The 19342-nt window shown below is 35.7% G+C and carries 14 protein-coding genes; 1 reads left to right on the top strand and 13 read right to left on the bottom strand.

The window, feature by feature from the left end:
* Positions 1 to 203: 203 nt before the first annotated feature.
* From J7574_RS23150 to J7574_RS01240, 6 genes are all read right to left on the bottom strand, one after another.
* Entirely contained in the window at positions 204 to 1250 is a 1047-nt protein-coding gene (locus tag J7574_RS23150) for a bifunctional transcriptional activator/DNA repair enzyme AdaA (protein ID WP_367272527.1), read from the bottom strand.
* 6 nt (positions 1251 to 1256) lie between these two features.
* Complete coding sequence (locus J7574_RS01220; RefSeq protein ID WP_290963106.1) at positions 1257 to 2033, bottom strand: isocitrate lyase/phosphoenolpyruvate mutase family protein; 777 nt, start codon at positions 2031 to 2033, stop codon at positions 1257 to 1259.
* Positions 2034 to 2166: 133 nt separating this feature from the next.
* Positions 2167 to 2574, bottom strand: a complete 408-nt coding sequence (locus tag J7574_RS01225; RefSeq protein WP_012022855.1) for a hypothetical protein — start codon at positions 2572 to 2574, stop codon at positions 2167 to 2169.
* Between the two features lie 90 nt (positions 2575 to 2664).
* Positions 2665 to 3684, bottom strand: coding sequence for a phenylalanine--tRNA ligase subunit alpha (locus J7574_RS01230; RefSeq protein ID WP_198855280.1), 1020 nt, complete (start codon positions 3682 to 3684; stop codon positions 2665 to 2667).
* Positions 3685 to 3839: 155 nt separating this feature from the next.
* Positions 3840 to 4289 carry a hypothetical protein gene (locus J7574_RS01235; protein ID WP_290963111.1) on the bottom strand — a complete coding sequence of 150 codons (450 nt, stop codon included), beginning with the start codon at positions 4287 to 4289 and terminating at the stop codon, positions 3840 to 3842.
* Positions 4290 to 4473: 184 nt separating this feature from the next.
* The gene (locus tag J7574_RS01240; RefSeq protein WP_144216869.1) at positions 4474 to 4830 is read right to left on the bottom strand and encodes a hypothetical protein; all 357 of its coding nucleotides are present in this window, start codon (positions 4828 to 4830) and stop codon (positions 4474 to 4476) included.
* 342 nt (positions 4831 to 5172) lie between these two features.
* On the opposite strand from J7574_RS01240, the gene J7574_RS01245 reads away from it, so the two are divergent.
* The gene (locus J7574_RS01245) at positions 5173 to 5715 is read left to right on the top strand and encodes a CvpA family protein (RefSeq protein WP_290963115.1); all 543 of its coding nucleotides are present in this window, start codon (positions 5173 to 5175) and stop codon (positions 5713 to 5715) included.
* A gap of 340 nt (positions 5716 to 6055) precedes the next feature.
* Here the strand turns inward: J7574_RS01245 and J7574_RS01250 are convergent, their stop codons facing one another.
* From J7574_RS01250 to J7574_RS01280, 7 genes are all read right to left on the bottom strand, one after another.
* The gene (locus tag J7574_RS01250) at positions 6056 to 8464 is read right to left on the bottom strand and encodes a glycoside hydrolase family 95 protein (RefSeq protein WP_290963117.1); all 2409 of its coding nucleotides are present in this window, start codon (positions 8462 to 8464) and stop codon (positions 6056 to 6058) included.
* A 287-nt stretch (positions 8465 to 8751) separates the two neighbouring features.
* Positions 8752 to 10698, bottom strand: a complete 1947-nt coding sequence (locus tag J7574_RS01255; RefSeq protein ID WP_290963119.1) for a sialate O-acetylesterase — start codon at positions 10696 to 10698, stop codon at positions 8752 to 8754.
* Positions 10699 to 10968: 270 nt separating this feature from the next.
* The gene (locus J7574_RS01260; protein WP_290963121.1) at positions 10969 to 13212 is read right to left on the bottom strand and encodes a glycoside hydrolase family 3 C-terminal domain-containing protein; all 2244 of its coding nucleotides are present in this window, start codon (positions 13210 to 13212) and stop codon (positions 10969 to 10971) included.
* Between the two features lie 100 nt (positions 13213 to 13312).
* A complete protein-coding gene (locus J7574_RS01265) occupies positions 13313 to 14140 on the bottom strand; it encodes a hypothetical protein (protein ID WP_290963123.1) in 828 nt (275 codons plus the stop codon).
* The gene (locus J7574_RS01270; protein WP_290963124.1) at positions 14073 to 14897 is read right to left on the bottom strand and encodes a hypothetical protein; all 825 of its coding nucleotides are present in this window, start codon (positions 14895 to 14897) and stop codon (positions 14073 to 14075) included. The genes J7574_RS01265 and J7574_RS01270 overlap by 68 nt, the downstream gene beginning before the upstream one ends.
* A 23-nt stretch (positions 14898 to 14920) precedes the next feature.
* Entirely contained in the window at positions 14921 to 17077 is a 2157-nt protein-coding gene (locus tag J7574_RS01275; RefSeq protein ID WP_290963126.1) for a glycoside hydrolase family 3 C-terminal domain-containing protein, read from the bottom strand.
* Between the two features lie 80 nt (positions 17078 to 17157).
* Positions 17158 to 19164, bottom strand: coding sequence for a glycoside hydrolase family 97 protein (locus tag J7574_RS01280; RefSeq protein WP_290963128.1), 2007 nt, complete (start codon positions 19162 to 19164; stop codon positions 17158 to 17160).
* Positions 19165 to 19342 lie beyond the last annotated feature (178 nt).

Genomic DNA, 19342 nt, shown 5'->3' on the forward strand with positions numbered 1-19342 from the left:
GAGTCTTTGGATTAATCTTTTTAGACCAAATAGAAGAAAGACGCAAGAGGAAAGACTTTTTTCTTTGTGTCGAAAAAAAAAGAGCCAAACTGAAATTTCAGTCTTGGCTCTTTCTTCTTTATTCTATTTAAGTCTCGTCTTTTCTCTTGCCTCTTTCTTCTATTTTCTCAAAAGCATCGAGTCTTTCCTCTTGCCTCTTTCTTCTAATTCTCAACATTCTTCTTCTCCAGCTCCAAAAGCCATTTCTTCCGCCATAAACCTCCTCCATATCCCGTGAGTTCTCCATTTGAACCAACAACACGATGGCACGGTATAAGTATTGAAATTCTGTTTGCACCGTTTGCATTTGCCACAGCTCTAATTGCTTCTGGTTTATTAATGGCACTAGACTGTTCTTTATAAGATCGTACAGCGCCATAAGGTATATTTTGCAATGCAGTCCAGACCTTATTTTGAAAATCAGATCCTGGAGAGAAAAGCGGTACTGTAAAATCCTTTCTTTTTCCTTCAAAATATTCTCTCAATTGTTTTTCTAAAATTTCAAAATGTCCATTATCTCCTTGAATAATAGTAGCATTCAACGTTTTAGCTAATGCCTTAAATTCTGTTTCCAGCATTTTTCTGTCTGTAAATTCAAGCAGGCAAATTCCTTCTTTTACCGCGCAGACATACATTGTTCCAAGCGGAGTTTCTATTCTTTTAAGATCAATTATATTTTGTGCTTTGCTATTTTTAGGAGAAACGCCAAATATCGATTTGAAAGAATCGTTAAAACCGCTTAAAGATTCGTAACCCGTGTCAAAAGCTGTTGAAGTGATACTTTCACCTTCTTTTATCTTTTTGAAAGCGCTATTAATGCGAAACATTCTCTGATAGGCTTGAAATGTAATCTTATGATTTTTTAAAAACCAGCGTCTTATTTTACTGGGTTCAATTCCGCGTTGAATTAAATCAGCATCTTTGAATTTTAAAGACGGATTTTCTGAAAGCTCTTTTAAAATCTCCTTTATAAAATCGGGTGTTTCATTATATTTTTCTAGCGGAAAACAAACTTTACAAGGTCTGTAACCTTTTAAAATCGCTTCTTTTGAACTGGTAAAAAATTCTACATTTTCTTTTTTTGGCTTTCTCGCAGTACAAGTCGGCCGGCAAAATATACCCGTTGTTTTAACCGCAGTAAAAAAGACTCCTTCAAAAGAAGTATCTTTATTTACTGCTGCTTTGTACATTATATCATCTGTAAGCTCCATAATCAATTATTCAAAAATGGGAGAAAAACTATTACTTTCAAGTACTTGTAAAGTAACTTTTTCTAATTGTTTGTTTAGAAAAGCATTTGCAAAATTTCCCATACTAATACGCTTTACTCCCAATTCTCTTAACTTTTCAAAATTAGGAAGATTAGGCATACACATCAAATTTAGAGGCAGTTTTATCGTTTCAGTAATTTCCTTTATATCATCTTCGTTCGTAATGCATGGAAGAAAAACACCATCAACCCCAGCCATTTCATATTGTTTTAATCTGTACTTAGATTCTTCAATTTTATTCGGCAAATCCAAAAGAAATACATCAGAACGCACATTTACAAACATATCAATGTTTCTCTTTTTTAGGTTTTCTACAATTGCTCTCAGTTTTGTGGTAAAAGATTTCGTTTCTGTTATTTCTCTTTTAGAGTTAATAACAACCGAATCTTCAATATTAATACCGACTATTCCAATTTCATACAATTTTGAAATATTGGCTAATATTTCTTCAGCACTATTTCCATAACCAGCTTCTAGATCTACATTTAACGGAATTTTTAAAGCCGATTTAATTCTTTGGATCATAAAAAAATAATCTTCAAACGGCATGTTTTCTCCATCTTCATATCCTAAATCAGAAGCAATTGCAGCGCTTGAAGTTCCAAGAGCTTTAAAACCTAATTTTTCATATTGCAATGCACTCTGGACATTCCAAACATTTGCAAGCAGCAATGGGGTTTGGTTATTGTGCAGTTTTCTGAATTCTTCAAATCTTATTGTCATAATTTCTTCTTTTAGTTTAGACAAAAGTACTTTTGATATAAAGCCTTCTGCAACCGAAAAATTGACAACTATTTTTTAAATAAAAAATCACGATCGTAATTGATCGTGATTTAATATAATTTATTGGCTTTTCTTATTTCACCATCACACCTTCAACAAACAAAATCGGCACTTCTTCTGTTTTGTTTTCGTCAAGCGAATTGGCTTTAAAAATGAACTTCTTATCGTACAAAGTGTTTCCGATGAAGAAAGTTACCATAAACTCATTATTAAGCGCTAAAAGGCTCTTTTCTACCAATTCTATCTTCACAACAGAAACAGAAGGAACCTCAACAAAAGCGTGACGCAAAATAGACGTTTTTTTCATCTCGCCATCAATTGTTCCAAATGCTTTTGAAACGACCATTACGCTGTCTAAGTTAAAATCGCTATCGTTAACCAAATAAGCATACCACACTTTTTCCATAAAATCGTCGCTCCATTCCTGCACTGCAGCTAGAAACACGTTTTCAACTTCTGGAATAATTATATCTTTTTTCATATTAGTCGAAAGTTTGAAAGTCATAAAGTCGAAAGTCAAAAGCCTACTCTGAGACTTTCAACTTTCGACTTTACGACTTTATGACTTAAATTATATATTTGCTTTAAATTGCTCTAAGAAACGAACATCATTTTCGTAGAACATACGGATATCTCCAATTTGGTATAAAAGCATTGCAATACGCTCTACTCCCATTCCGAAAGCAAATCCGTTGTATTCGTCTGGGTTGATGTCACAGTTTTTCAAAACGTTTGGATCTACCATTCCGCAACCTCCAATTTCTAACCAGCCCGTTCCTTTTGTAATTCTGTAATCGGTTTCTGTTTTTAATCCCCAATAGATATCAATCTCAGCACTTGGCTCTGTAAATGGGAAATAAGACGGACGAAGACGAATCTTAGATTTTCCGAACATTTCTTTTGTGAAATAAAGTAACGTTTGTTTCAAATCGGCAAAAGAAACATCTTTATCAATGTACAATCCTTCCACTTGATGGAAAATACAGTGCGAACGAGATGAAATTGCTTCGTTACGGAAAACGCGTCCCGGTGAAATCGTACGGATTGGCGGTTTGTGATTTTCCATATAACGTACCTGAACAGATGATGTATGCGTACGCAACAGCACATCTGGATTGGTCTGAATGAAAAACGTATCCTGCATATCACGCGCTGGGTGATATTCTGGCAAGTTCAATGCTGTAAAGTTATGCCAATCGTCTTCAATTTCTGGACCTTCAGAAACGTTAAATCCGATATTAGCAAAAATATCTATAATCTGATTTTTTACGATAGAAATCGGATGACGAGAACCAATTATTACTGGTTCTGCCGCACGCGTTAAATCTCCAAAAATACCTTTTGATTCTTCTTTGCTCTCAAGTTCTTCCTGAATAACTCTTACTTTTTCTTCAGCAACAGCTTTTAAAGTATTTATAACTTGTCCAAAGTCCTTTTTTTGGTCGTTTGGAATATTTTTAAACTCAGTAAAAAGTTCTTTCAATAAACCTTTACTTCCTAAATATTTAATACGAAATTGTTCTAAAGATTCTTTGTTTTTTTCATTAAAGGCTTTGGCTTCCTCTATATGTTGTTTTATCTTATCTATCATTTTCATTCAGTTCTGAGAATACAAATTTAAGTATTTTGTTTAAAGTTTAATGTCAAAAGTTCAAAGTTTCCTTCAGAACTGTAAAACAGAATCTTTAAACCAGCATACAGCTCCTTAAATCTGTAAAAATTATTTGTATCTAAATCTCTTTACAACTATTTTATAAGACTTAGTTTTTCTTCTATTTTTTTAATCTTTTCATGCCAATAATCTAAACCTTCCTGATTTAGAACTGCTTCTTTTTTATAATTAGAAGAAACCCTTCCTAATTCATACCAGTTTTTATTTGCATCACGTTCTATTTCTTTTTTAGTCTCAGGCTCAACTCTATTGCGCCAAAATTCCATATTCTTAAAATACGTTTTTTTTATCTCTTCGAAATGTTCAATTAGCTTTTCTTTCGAATTCGGAATATAACCTGGACCGCCGCAACCACAGGAATGAAAAGTAATGCCAACGGAATATAAACTTTTCAGATGTTCCCATTTCTTTAAATCGTCTTTTTTTGGCGATTCAAAATCCAGTCCCATATTAGCCATTAATTCTCCACACTCAGGACATTTGGCTTCAAAAACCGATTTTTCTCCTTTTTTTATATCTCCCATCAATCTTCTTTTAAATGTCTTTCGACAATTAAAACAAGCATAATGAGGTTTATAAGCTGTCATTGCGTATCTACACATTTTTTCAGTAGTCAGTATTCAGGTTTTTAGTGTTCAGTTTCCGCTTACTTAGTCACAGTTTACAGCACTGAGCACTAAAAACCTGAATACTGAACACCAAAAAAATCTATTCAATAAGTTTTCTTTCTAAAAAATAATTTACAATCGCTTCTTTCATTAAAACCGACTGTTCACCTGCCTTTAACGGAGGCAATTGCTCTTTTATTTTATAATGTGGCCAACCTTCTTCGTCGAAATATTCGAATTCATAAAATCCGTATGGTTCAAGCAATCGACAGATTGCAATGTGCATTAAATTCAGTTTTTCGTCTTTCTTGTACTCGCGGTGCACTTTTCCGTATTCCTGAACTCCGATTAGGTAAATTATAGAATCCAAATCTAAATCTTCGCCTTGCGAAAATTGATTGGAAAGTATATCGACGAGCTTTTCCCATCGCTCTTTTAATTGTGTATCTCTAGACATTTAATTTATGATTTTTGATTGTAGATTTTAGATTGCTGATATAAAAATATAATTCTGAGGGGGCAGAATCGCAATCTAAATCTAAAATTAGAGTTGCAAAGATACATAGTTTTAAAAAAATTAAACACATAGAATCATAGGTTAAAAAAACAAGTTTCTATATACAAGTATGTTGTTAAAACAGTGAAACACCTTTTTCACATAAACAGAATATATTCTACTATTCGTTTTTAAATATTTAATAATAGAGTAAGCATAAAACCTTTGTCACTTTGTTTCTCTGAACCTTTGCCACTCAAAAAAAGATCTATCTTTGCGCCTCATTAAACACCAAACCTAAAAATGAGTTTTTTTGATATTATCGTCGGTGCGCTTTTGTGCTACAGTTTATACAAAGGCATTAAAAACGGACTTTTTGTAGAAGTTGCTTCTTTTATTTCGCTGTTGTTAGGCATTTATCTTGCGATTAAATTTTCTTCTTTAATGACGGGAATGATTTCAAAACATGTTTCTTGGAATCCGACTAATATTCAGATCACGGCTTTTATCTTAACTTTTATTCTGGTTGTAATTGGTGTTTATTTCTTGGCCAAAATTCTAACTGGAATTGCCGATTTTGCCATGTTAGGTTGGATGAATAAATTGGGTGGTGGATTTTTCAGAGTCTTAAAAACCATTCTGATTCTGAGTATTTTTATTGCTTTGTTCGAAAAAATCAATTTCAACAACACTTTTGTCAAACAAGAAACTTTGGATAAGTCTATTTTTTACAATCCAGTGAAAAAAGTCGCTGCTTTTGTTTATCCCTCAATCGAGAAATGGTACGAAAGTTTTAAAAAAGACCATTCTGAGAAACCTGAAGAAAAAGAGAATTCTGAAAAATAATAATGCAAATAATAAACCCGACAGGTTTTAAAAACCTGTCGGGTTTTATGTATTGTTTGTCAAGCTGAGCGAAGTCGAAGCTACAGCCCAATTGGAGTGTCCTTCGACTTCGCTCAGGATGACATTCGTTTTCAAAAAACAATTTCAATTAAATATAAAAAAGCCTCAGAGAGGCAAAATATTTATAGATATCATTTCCGCATATACAGAAAAGCTCCAGCGGAGCGACATATTAGTTATAAATTTATATGTCGCTCCGCTGGAGCTGTTTTGTTGTGGATGTCTGTTTTCTATAAATATTTCGCTCCTCCGGAGCTTATTCTAAAAACGAATATTGTTATTAAAAATTAACCCCTTTCTTCTCTCCTTTTTTCAAAACAATTTCCTGTTTTTTATCACCGAAAATCAAAGTTGTTTTTCCTCCATTTTTTGAAGAGATAATTACTTTTTGCGGTTTTTTATTACTCCATTCCATCTCAATTTCGAAACCGCCTCTAGCGCAAATTCCTTTTACAGAACCTTCTTCCCAAGCATCTGGCAAAGCAGGAAGCAAACGGATTTCGTTTTCGTCTGACTGAATTAACATTTCTGTAACGGCTGCGGCTCCTCCAAAATTTCCATCAATTTGAAATGGCGGATGTGCGTCGAATAAATTCGGATACGTTCCTCCTCCTCTTCTGGGTTTGTCTGTTTTTTTTCCGTCTGGATCAACGTAACGCAATAATTCGCGGTACATTTTGTAAGCGCGATTTCCGTCCCAAAGTCTTGCCCAAAGGTTGATTCTCCAGCCTTTTGACCAACCTGTGGTTTCATCTCCTTTTATCTCTAGAGTTTTCTTAGAAGCTTCTGCCAAATCTGGTGTTTTCAAAGGCGTGATATGATTGCCAGGAAAAAGTCCAAATAAATGCGATTGATGACGGTGCTTTGGATCATTATCGTCCCAATCAAAATACCATTCCTGTAAATTTCCTTTTTTACCAATTTGATACGGATGAAGTTTCGCCAATGCTTTTTCTAATTTATCTCTGAAAGCGGCATCCGTATTCAGCACTTTTGAAGCTTTTATCGTTTTATCAAAACATTCACGAATCATAGCCAAATCGGCAGTTCCTCCATACATTGTTGCGCCAACAAAACCATCTGCTAATCTATATTGATTTTCTGGCGAAGTTGAAGGCGACGTAATTAAATTGCCATTTTTATCGGTTACCAACCAGCCCAAACAAAATTCTGCCGCACCTTTCATTAACGGATAACCTTCTTTTTTTAAATAATTTTGGTCTTGAGTAAAAGTATAGTGCTCCCAAATGTGTGTGATCAACCAGGCGCCTGCCATTGGCCAGCATGCCCACATTGGTTCTTCTTTTCCAAATTGTCCAACAGGATTGGTCATTGCCCAAATGTCTGAATTATGTGCCGCTGCCCAACCTTCGTTTACTCCATAAAAAGTCTTTGCTGTAATTTTTCCGTTTACCGAAAGTTTTTTTATAAAGCTCAAAAGAGATTGGTGCATTTCTGAAAGATTGGTGTTTTCTGCCAGCCAATAATTTTCTTCCAGATTAATATTCATCGTATAATTACTGCTCCAAGGCGGATTTACGTACGGATTCCAAAGTCCTTGTAAATTGGCAGGAACACCCAAAGTTCGTGAAGAACTGATTAGCAAATATCGCCCGAAATTGAAATACAAAATTTCCAGATTTTTATCTTCTTTTCCATCTGCATAACGCAATAAACGTTCGTCCGTTGGTAAATCTGGAGCGGTTGTTTTACCCAGATTCAAGTCCACACGATTGAAGAAATTTTGATAATCGGCAATGTGATTTTCTTTTAATTTCTCGAATGGTTTAGCATAAGCTTTATTCAGGTTTTGCAAAGCAATTGATACATCGTCTACACCTTCGGTAGCTGGATTTTTGTCAAAGCCGTTAAAACTGGTTGCGGTCGAAACATAAATATATACTTCCGATGCATTTTTTATGGTTAATGTTGCTCTCGAACTGGTGAGCTGTCCGTCTACTTTTTTTACTTGCAGTAAAGTTGTAAATCTTGTTCCTCTTTCTGGAATCTGCAAATATTTGTCTTGAACTTTATATCCCGCATTTTCATGAATTGGTGCTGTACCGTTCATTACCAAAACATTGTTTCGAACTGAAACTTCCGATTTTAATAAACTTTTTAAACTAATATCGAAGTTTAACGCACCTTTTTCACTACTCGTCAATTTAATGACCATGATTTGATCTGGAGCCGAAACAAAATATTCGCGCGTATATTTTACGCCGTCCATTTCATACGTAACTTTTGATGTTGCGTTGGCAAGATCCAATTCTCTGTAATAATTGGTCGCTTTCCCTTTCTCTGAATTGTTGATTTCTAATGTTCCCAAAGGAGCATACGATTCCGAGTTTTTCCCTTCAACCTTTTTGTTCAGTTCCTCTGCTAGTTTATAATTTTCGTTTTTTAATGCATCGCGAATAGCCGGAATATTTTTATAAGCTTCTGGACTCATATTGGCGTTTACAGGTTCGCCCGACCAAAGCGTAATATCATTCAAATAAATTTTATCTGAATTCACTCCGCCAAATACAGTTGCGCCCATTTTTCCGTTTCCTAAAACTAAACTTTCCTCAAAAAATTCTGCGGGCTGTTTGGACCACAAAACATTTTTGGATTGTGCTGAAATGTTTTTGGCGTAAAATGTGAGAAGTAAGATGAAAAATGTTTTTTTGATGAAGGTTGGATTCATGGGATTATGTTTTTGATTTTTATTTTATCGTCTCTTATTTTGTCATTCCGAGGAACGAGGAATCACACTCGTAAATCTACAAAGATTGATGATTTTCTTTGCGGAATTTCGAGTGTGATTCCTCGTTCCTCGGAATGACAAGCGAAACGTTAATTAATACTTTGTTCGCGTGAGGGATAGGAGCTAGCTACCAAAGTAGCGCGGATAGCCCGACCGTATCCTGATAAGTGGGCGAATAAGCGCTAAGATTGTCTGCCCACTTATCGGGATACGGTCACGCCCAAATATTATTTACTTACACTATATTTCTCGTTTGCCGTAATCATTTCCCAATTGTCGGTTCTGAAAGGCGATGCAGGGAATTTTTCTTTATTGAAAAGATTGATCGCCGTATCGTCGTCTGCCCAACCGTAATGCACTGCAACTGGATTTTGAACCTGATCGCTAGAAACGATTACTTTGTTGTCTTTGATTATCGCTTTCGCGGAATGAAAAACTTTGTCTGCGCCTGCGATTTCGAAGCCTTTTAATTCATCGTTATTTGGCGTTGATAATCCGCTGCCTACGTTATCGAAAGTAAGGATAATTTGGTTTCCTTTTATTTCTTGAGATTTATACGTTGGCCCGCTGTGAACTTGTTTTTTACCGTAAATATTGTTCATTGCGATCGCCGCCAAACGCAAACCAATGTCTTGTTTGTTGGTTGGGTGAATGTCTTTTGCATTTCCAATGTCAGTTGTCACTGCCATTCCTGTGTTTGGTAGTTTTAAAGTTTCAGATTGTGCTTCGCGAAGTTCTGCCCAACGGCTTCCTTTTTGACTGTTGCCGCCAAATTCGTCGAAAGTTGATAATTGCACAAAATAAAACGGAAAATTGCCTTGTTTGAATTTTGTTCTCCAATCGTTGATCAGTAACGGAAATGCTTTTTTGTACTGTTTTGCTCTCCAAACATTCGCCTCTCCTTGATACCAAAGAACACCTTGAATCGCGTAAGGAACCAGTGGATTTACCATAGCATTATACAATAGTGAAGGATAACTGTTTGGCGAAACTTCGATTCTTACTTTGATAACATTGAATTTCCAAAGTCCTTCCAACGGAAGTTTTGAATCTTTAAAATCGATTTTTAGATCTTCTGGATCGCCGTAGATTCCACCGCCACCGCTGTAATCTGTAATTCTAACGGCAATTACATTTGTTCCTTCTTTTAGAACATTTGCAGGAATTTCGTAAATCCTTTTTTTATCCCAAAGATTATTAGTTCCAACTTCAACTCCATTTACATAGGTTTTGTCTTCGTCATCTACTTTTGCTAAATGCAAAACGGCTTGTTTTTTGGCTTGCTCAGCTGTTAAAACAATGGTTTTTCGCATCCAGACAATTCCGTCGATATTTCCGATTTGCTGATTTTCCCAAAGTGAAGGCACTTTGATTTCTGGCCAGCTTTTGTCTTGGAAGTTTGGATTTTTAAACTGATCTTCATTTTCCATCGAAACATCAAATCCTTGTACCTTTTTCAAATTGTCTAAAACTGATTTTTTATAATTTTCGAAAATGGCATTGATATCAACCGTTGGCACATTGGCAATCATCGATTTGAATTCGTTGCTTTTTTCGAAAGCTTCACGGCTTGTCCAAGTTTCTACATTAGTTCCGCCCCAAGAAGTATTGATGATTCCAATTGGAATTTTTAATTCTGAATATAATTTTCTAGCGAAATAATAACCAACTGCTGTAAAATTGCCTACATTTTCTTTGTTTGCTACTTGCCATTTCCCTTGTTTTAAATCGTCTTTTGGAGTTCCACTTAAATCCTGCGCTACACCAAAATGACGAATCATTGAATAATTGGCGTCTGCAATTTCTTTTTCAGCATTGATAGTTTTGGAAACTTGAAATTCCATATTCGATTGTCCGCTGCAAATCCAAACTTCTCCAACCAAAACATTTTTGATGGTGATTTTATTTTTTCCGATTACAACCAATTCGAATGGTCCGCCGGCTTTTTCAGCAGCTAAATTTACCGTCCATTTTCCGTTTTTATCGGCTGTGGTTTTCTTGATTTGTTTGTTGAAATGAATTTCTACACTTTCATTGGCATCTGCAAAACCCCAAATCGGAATTTGCTTGTCTCTTTGCAGCACAATTCCGTCAGAAAATAGTATAGGCATTCGTACATTAGCGCTAGATATTGCGCTAATTATCAATAAAATAAAAACTATTAACTTTTTCATTTATTCTAATTTTATTTTTTTTGAACCATATAAGTGATATAAGATATTTTAAGTTTTTAATTCTCGTTGCACTTAAATTTACTTATATCACTTATAGGATTTCATAACATTTTTTTACTTTAATCCGTCGATTAATATGTGTATCGAAGGCTTAAAAAAATAACCATATAAGGAATTTAAGTTCATTCAAACTTTGCGTCTCAGCGTCTTTGCGAGATTAATTTGAAGCTTGATTAAATGAACTTAAATTACTTATATGGTTAAAAAAGACTACTTAATTGTTACTGAAATTTCTTTTTTGATGTCTCTTGAAGAAGTTCCTACTTTGATAGTATATTTTCCTGGTTCCACCGTCCATTTTTTAGCAGCAACATCATAATAAGCCAATTCTTTTACAGGAACTTTAATCGTTACTGTTTCTGAACTTCCAGCTTTTACATCCACTTTTTTGAATCCTTTTAATTCCTGAGCAGCACGGCTAATTTTAGAATCCGATTTTGAAGTATATAACTGAATAACTTCTTTTCCGTCTACTTTTCCTATGTTTTTAACGTCAACCGAAACTTCGATTACCTCTGTTTGAGCATAAGAATCTTTGCTTGCTTTTGCATTTTCTAAAGCAAAAGTCGTATATGATAATCCGTAACCGAAAGGATATAATGGCGCAACATTTTTAGTGTCAAACCAACGGTATCCGATTAAAATTCCTTCTGCATAATTTACTGTTTTGTCTCCAGGGAAACTGTTTGTAGCATGTGCAGGAGAATCTTTAAGCTGTTTAGGCATTGTCCAAGGTAATTTTCCTGATGGATTTACTTTTCCTAAAATCACATCTGCTAAAGCATTTCCTCCTTCAGAACCGTTAAACCAGCTCCAAACCAAAGCAGAAGTTTTTTGGCTTACTTCGTTAATATCGAATGGCGCACCCGCAACCATAACTACAATTGTTTTTGGATTTACAGCTAGAACTTGTTTGATTAACTCTTCTTGTCCAAATGGCAAGTGCAAATCTCTACGGTCTGAAGCTTCAGTTTCGTAATCACGGTTTGAACCCGCAAAAATGATGGCTACATCAGAGTTTTTAGCTGCTTCAACTGCTTCTTTTACTTTTGTAGGATCCAACTGATCGATTGTAACTGGACCGTTTGCCGTAATATTTCCTAAATTCCCTCTATTCTTTTTGTCGTAACGCTCTAAATATCCTTCTGCATAATTGATTTTGATTGAAGAAGGAAGTCTATTTTTAAGCCCTTCAAGAGGTGTAACTTCTCTTTTTGTTTTAACACCAGCTCCAAATCCGCCCAAAGCATTTTTCTTGGTTGCGTTGTTTCCGATTACCGCGATAGATTTTACTCCGTCTAATTTTAGTGGAAGCGCATTGTTTTCATTTTTCAACAATACAATTGCTTCGGCTGCAATTTTGTAAGCATCTTGGTAATGTGCTTCTGTCGCGATGCTTCCTTTAGCGCGCTCGCCTCCGCCCATTGCTTTTACTTGAAATAAAACTCTTAAAATACGTTTTACGTGAAGATCAATTTCTTTTTCTGAAATTTCTCCAGATTTAACTGCTGCGATTAGTTTGTCTGCTAAGAAAAATTCGTTGAATGGTTTTGGAGTTCCCATTTCAATATCTAAACCATTTTTCAATGTTTTTGCTGTAGAATGCACCGCAGCCCAATCTGAAACGACTATACCTTTAAATCCCCATTCGTCACGAAGAATTTTGTTCAGCATATAATCGTTTTCACATAAATATTCACCTCTAAATTTGTTGTAAGCTCCCATGATGCTGTATGCTTTTGCTTCTTTTACAGTAGCTTCGAAAGCTGGAAGATAAATTTCGCGAAGTGTACGCTCGTCAATTTGTACATCTACAAAATCACGATTGGTTTCTTGGTTGTTTGCCGCATAATGTTTTACGCACGCCATTACATCTTTTTCCTGCAAACCAACAACCAATGGCACGGCGATTTTTTTATTCAAAAACGGATCTTCTGACATGTATTCGTACGTTCTTCCTCCAAGCGGTGTTCTCACCATATTGATTGCTGGTGAAAGCAGCATGTCTTTATCTCTTGCACGCAATTCTTCTCCTAAACTAGTTCCAAAAGTATGTGCCATTTCAGCATTCCACGTTGCTGCCAAAGCACCACCTGCTGGATAATAAGTGGCAAAATCGTTTGTCCATCCAGCTGGAGCCCAATTGTCACGCGAAATTTCTTCACGAACTCCCAACGGACCGTCAGCCATTTTTAATTCTGGAATTCCTAAACGTTTTACACCTGCATTGGCAAACATGCTGTTACCATGAAGCATTCCGACTTTTTCTTCCAATGTCATTTGCGAAATCAGTTTGTCGATTTCTGCATCGTGGTCTGTGCTTATTTCTTTTCCAACATATTCTTCAGTCTCCGTCGAACTTGAAGTTGAAACCGCAGTCTTCGCATCATTTTTACAAGAAGCAAAAAATGCAAAAACCAAAGCTGCCGAAAGGTATATCATTTTGTTTTTCATAGATAGTTAGGTGTTTTTTAGACTTAAAGATTTTTGATTTCTCACACATCTTTAAAATCCAGTTAATACTATTTTTATGTTTGTGGTTTCTGTTTTTAATTTATTGTTTTATCAAATTTATAAAAACAACATCATTTTCATTGATTTTGAATTCTTTGCTAAAAATTCCTTTTGCATCAATTGTAATTTTTTCTGTTGAAATTGGCGCTCCGTTATTTTTCTTTTTCATGGCATTTACCTGATCACGTGTTAACTGACTTGGTTTATTCAAGGCCAAATAATCTGCATAAACGTCGTTTACTTTATAGCCAACTTTATATATTTCTAGTACATATTTTCCTTTTTGCATTCCATCAACTTCAATTTTGACTTTTCCTTTTTCTTTTGATGGAAGATCTTTAATGTAATAAGTCTGATTCCGTTCTTTATCGCCCGGATGTGTATTGGTAAAATCCCATAATAAAACCTGGACATCGCCTTTTGCATTTTTAGAAGTCCAAGAAGCTTTATCTGAATTTTGAAGTTCTGTTTCTCCCAATTTATTCAGTAAATAATAAGAGAAATAGGCAGGTTTTTTAATTCCCTGCGTATTCAATAATCCGAAACCGCCGTGAAAAGGCGTAAATCTTGGCCCCGGTTCTTCAAATATATCAGTAAAAACCCAATACGACATTGAGTTTGCGGCATTACCAACTTGTTTTAATTTCTGCAAAATATAAGCTGCCGAATGATAGCTGTCGTGAATTGGATCTGCTGGCGTGTATGAAGAACTCCATTCTGTATAATGCAGTTCCAAATTTGGTTTCGCCGATTCTGCAATCTGTTTGCGTGAGTTAATCACTTCTCCGCTTACACTAAATTCATCTTTGCTCAATATTGTTCCCGAAGTTCCAAATTCGTCCAAATAGCCATGTTTTACTGTAAGCATGTGTCGAAATAAAATCGATTGGAAGATTATTTTTAGTGCAAAAAGCAATCGTTTCTGGAACCCAAGCCGCTCCTGCAGTTGCTGGTCCGCCAACTTTATAAGCTGGGTTTACAGCTTTTATACCGCGAGCTGCGTAATCGTATAATTTATAATATTCTTCTTGAGTTCCTGTCCAAAATCCTGGTGTTAAATTCGGTTCGTTCCACACTTCAAAATACCATGTTTTTACTTCTTCATCTCCGTAGCGTTCTTTAAAATGCGCCGTAAGATTTTTAACTAAATCTTCCCATTTTTTATAATCTTTTGGAGGGGTTACATTTCCTTTCCACCAAAAAACAGTTTCTTTTCCGCTTGCCAAAGCATTCGGCATAAAACCTAATTCTACAAAAGGTTTCATTTTCAGGCTTACAATAAAGTCGAACAAAACGTCAACGTATTGGTAATTGTATTCTGGATTTCCTTTTTCGTCTTCGCGGTAAACTGCCATATCATCAGACAATAGACCATGAAAACGGATGTATTTAAAATCACATTCTTTTTTTACCAATGCCAATTGCTGCTGCCAATCGGCACGAAGTCCTTCATTTGCTCTTCCTGCACCGATGCATTCTTTGAACATGGTGTTTAATTTACCAGCAGATTTATTGAAATCTACTTTTATAATTCGGTTTTGAGAATTTGTGTTTGTTGCTTGCGCGAATGATTTAAAGCTCGCTAAGCCAACAAAAACAAATAGTATAATTAGACTTTTTTTCATGTTTAAATTTTATTCTTTTACAATTATTTCGCTGCAATTTTCTTTTTCAGAAGTATGTTATCCGAAGCACTTCCTAACTGAATTTCGATTGTATTTTTTTCAAGTTCAAAAGTTTGTTTTGCTGTATTCCAATATTCTAAATCTTTTGCTTTTAGAACCAAATCAACATTTTTGGTTTCTCCAGCTTTAAAGAAAACTCTTTTAAATGCTTTCAGTTCTTTTTCTGGTCGTTCTACTTTCGATTCTAATTGTTTTACGTAAAGCTGAATTACTTCATCTCCATCTTTATTTCCCGTATTTGTAATGGAAACCGTGACTTTTAATTCTTCATTTTTCGAAATAGTTTCAGAACTCAATTCAACCGAATTGTATTTGAAAGTCGTATAACTCAATCCGTGGCCAAAAGCATATAATGGTTTCTTTTTGGAGTACATATAGGTTCTTCCATTTCTGATATTGTAATCCAATAATTCTGGAAGATCGGCAATATCTTTTACCCAAGTTTGCGTTAAACGTCCTGCTGGATTGTAATCGCCAAACAAAACATCTGCCAATGCCGTTCCTGTTTCCTGACTGTTTTGCGCCATGTGTACAATTGCTGGAACATTTTCCTGAGTCCAATTGATTGCATAAGGAAAACTGCTGATTAATGCGACCACCGTTTTCGGATTTGCTTGATAAACTACCTTAATCAGATCTTCTTGTTCTAAAGTCAGAGATTGGCGGTCAACCGCTTCTTTTCCTTCACTTGGAACGGGACAATTTGCCCATCCAGCATTACAAACAGGATGATTTCCAACAACTACAATTACAACATCTGCTTTTTTTGCAATGGTTGCCGCTTTTCCGTCAATGTTATTTTTTGCGACTAGAACTTCGACATTACTCCCTAGCTTCTTTTTTATTCCTTCCAAAGGTGTAATCACATACGGAGGCGTTCCGCTGTACCAATCCAAAAGCACTTCATCGGCACGAGGTCCAATTACGGCGAGTGTTTTTATCTTTTCTTTTTGCAAAGGCAGAAATCCATTTTCATTTTTCAATAAAACAATAGATTTTTGAGTGGCCTCTAAAGCGATTTTCTTATGCGCTTCTGTTTTCCAAGGATCAATCGTATCTTTGTCTTTTCCAATTTTCGAATATGGATTTTCATTTGAAGCATCGAGCATTCCAAGTTTTATCATCACTCGGTAATTCCCGCGCAACACTTCATCAAGATCTTTTTCTTTTAAATATCCATTAGAAAGCGCACCATAAACACCGTCCACAAATTCATCCAAAAATTGGTTGATTCCCGCTTTTACAGCAGCAGCCGCGCCTAGATATTTATCTGCATAATATTTATGATCTGAAAGCAGCAGTTTAAAAGCGCCTCCATCGGTACAAATAATTCCGTTCTGACCCCATTCTTTTTGGGTAATATTTTTTAACATCGGATGCACCATTGCCGGAATTCCGTTTACTTTATTGTAGGCAGCCATATAAGCGCGCGAACCGCCTTGAACAACTCCCATTTGAAAAGGAAGTGCATAATATTCTCTCCAAAGTCTTTCATCAAAATCAGATGATGTATAGGTTCTCCCGTCTTCATTGCTGTTTGCCAAAAAATGTTTCATCAACGAAGCCGTTTGCCAATATTTCGGATTATTCCCTTGTAAGCCTTTTACAAAAGCTACGGTCATAGTTCCGTTAAAAAATGCATCTTCTCCGTAACTTTCTTCGGTGCGTCCCCAACGCGGATCTCTTGCAATATCGGCATTTGGAGCACGAACGACCAATCCGCCGCGATTGTATTTTTGTAAAGCAAAACGCGTTTCATAACCTTCTACATTTGCCACTTTTTGAAGTAGCTCAACGTCCCAGGTTTCTCCCAAACCATACGCTTGAGGAAAAGTGGTTGTTGGTAGTGGCTTTTTGTTTTTTCCTCCCCATTCTCCTGGTCCGCCCAAAGCCAAACCATGCAATCCTTCAACGTGACCTGTACCTATAAGTCCTAATCTTTTTACTGACGGATTTGTGCTTAAAGCTTGCACTTTTTCATCTAGCGTCATCAAAGACAGCAAATTATCAATACGCTTTTCAGTATCTAAATTCGGGTTCCGAAAAGGATATTGCTTTTGCTGCGATAACATCAAATTAGCAGATAAAAGAAAAAAGATATAAAGAATACTGTTTTTCATTTTTGAAAGAAGGACTAATTTTTATTGTGTTTATAAACCCGACAGGTTTTAAAAACCTGTCGGGTTTTAGAAATTAATAATTACAATTTTTTAAATCTCACTGCTCCACCGCCAGCTCCTCCTAAATTCAATTTTAGAGAATCTGTAGATTTTACTGTTTTCTTAGAGATAGCCACTGCCTCTGGATTGTGTTTTTGATCTGTTCCTTCGGCATCCACATAAATCTGCGCTTCGTAAGTTGCATTTGGATCTAAGAATGACAATGAAACATTTACATTTCTTGGATTTTCATTGGTCAAAGTTCCTAGATACCAATCTGCGCTATTTCTATCTTTTCTTGCTGTTGTGATGTATTCACCAATTTTTCCTTCTAAGATTTTCGTGTCTTCCCAATCGGTCGGAACGTCTTTTAAGAATTGTAAAGCTGGTTTTCCTTCGTAGTTTTCAGGAAGATCGGCTAACATTTGAATTGGAGAGTAAATCGTAACATACAATGCCAACTGCTGCCCCACTGTTCCTTGAATTCTTTTTCCTGGGTAACCTTGTTTTACCTCAACATCAAAAATTCCTGGTGTGAAATCCATTGGCCCAGAAAGCAATCTTGTAAACGGAATAATGCTTAAGTGATTTGGCGGATTTCCTTCACTCCAAGCGTTGTATTCTTGTCCACGAGCTGCTTCTCTCGAAACCATGTTTGGATAGGTTCTTCTTTCGCCTGTATCTTTAATAGATTCGTGGTATAAAACCGCTAAATCGTATTGTGCTGCTTTTTCTAAAATGTATCTGAAATAATTCACTCCAAATTGTCCGAAGTGCATTTGTTTCATATTCAGTTTAGAACCAACGTGGCCAATTTTTACGGTGTGAATTCCTAGTTTTTTGTATAAAGCAAAACCTTCATCAACTTCTTTTAAGTAGTTAATTAAGTTCGAACCTGTTTCGTGATATCCGATTAACTCTATGTTCTTTTTCTTTCCGTATTCAACCACTTTTTCTAAGTCGAAATTGTCAGCACTTTTCGTGAAACTGAACATGTGCATGCGGTTTTCATACCAGCCTGGCGTCCAACCTTTATTCCATCCTTCGATCAATAAATGGTGGAAACCTTCTTTTGCTGTAAAATCAATATATTCTTCAGCGTGTTTTGTAGTTGCGCCTTGTTTGTCGCTCTCCCAGAAAGTATATTTTCCGATGTGCATTCCCCACCAAATTCCTAAATATTTGTAGGGTTTGAAATAGCTGTTTGTATTCTTTAGTTTGTTTGGCTCGTTTAGGTTTAAAACCAAATACGAAGTAATTAATTCTCCCGGATTCTCTCCAATCTGAATGGTTCTCCAAGAAGAAGTAAATGAATCTTTCACGCGAACTTTTACTCCATCAGCCCACGGCACCAAATCTGATTTTAATTCTGTTCCTTTTGTGTTGACCAAAGTCATACTGGCAAAATCGTACAAGTTTGCTTCGTGAAAACTTAAAGCCAATCCGCTTTTGCTTTCGATTGTTAGTGGAGTTAAAACCGTATCCAATGTACTTACTGGAGCTTCTTTAAACAAATATTCGTCGCGGTTTTCTCTGTTGGCAGGAATCCACCATGCTTTTCCGTCTTCTTTTAAGTTGAAAGTCGTTTTTTCATCCATGATGAAAATACTGTCTTTTACATTTTGTTTTGGATAAACATATCTAAAAGCTACTCCATCATCAAAAGCACGGAACTGAATTTGTAATTTTCTTTTGTTTCCTGTTTTTTGCTGTAAATCGACTATCAATTGATTGTAGTGATTTCTAATGTTTTTCTTTTCTCCCCAAACTTGTTCCCAAGTTTCATCAAACGTAGAAGTTTTTGCTCCTTTGATTTCAAAGTTGGTGCTCAAATCTTCGTTTCCTTTCAATACAAATCCCATTTCTGAAGGAGAAATCACTTCGGTTTTTCCGTGAGAAACTGCATATTTTGGAGCGTTTTTTACCAGCTCAAATTTGATTTTGTTTTGTCCGTTTGGCGATGCCAGTTCGTAGGTGTTTTTAGTTTTCTGACTGTATCCAACGGCAATTGAAAACAGTACAGCAGGGAGAATTAGATAATTTTTCATGTTTTTGTATTATATTTTTTTTGCCACTGATTAAAAGGATTGGAAAGGATTTTTTTTCTCTCTCGCAGATTTTGCAGATTGAGCAGATTTTACTTTAATCTTTTCTAATCCTTTAATCTGTGGCTATATTTTTTTGCCACAAATTCCACAAATTATCACAAATTAAATTCGTGGAAAT

This window comes from Flavobacterium sp., assembly GCF_017744675.1.
Taxonomy (GTDB): Bacteria; Bacteroidota; Bacteroidia; order Flavobacteriales; family Flavobacteriaceae; genus Flavobacterium.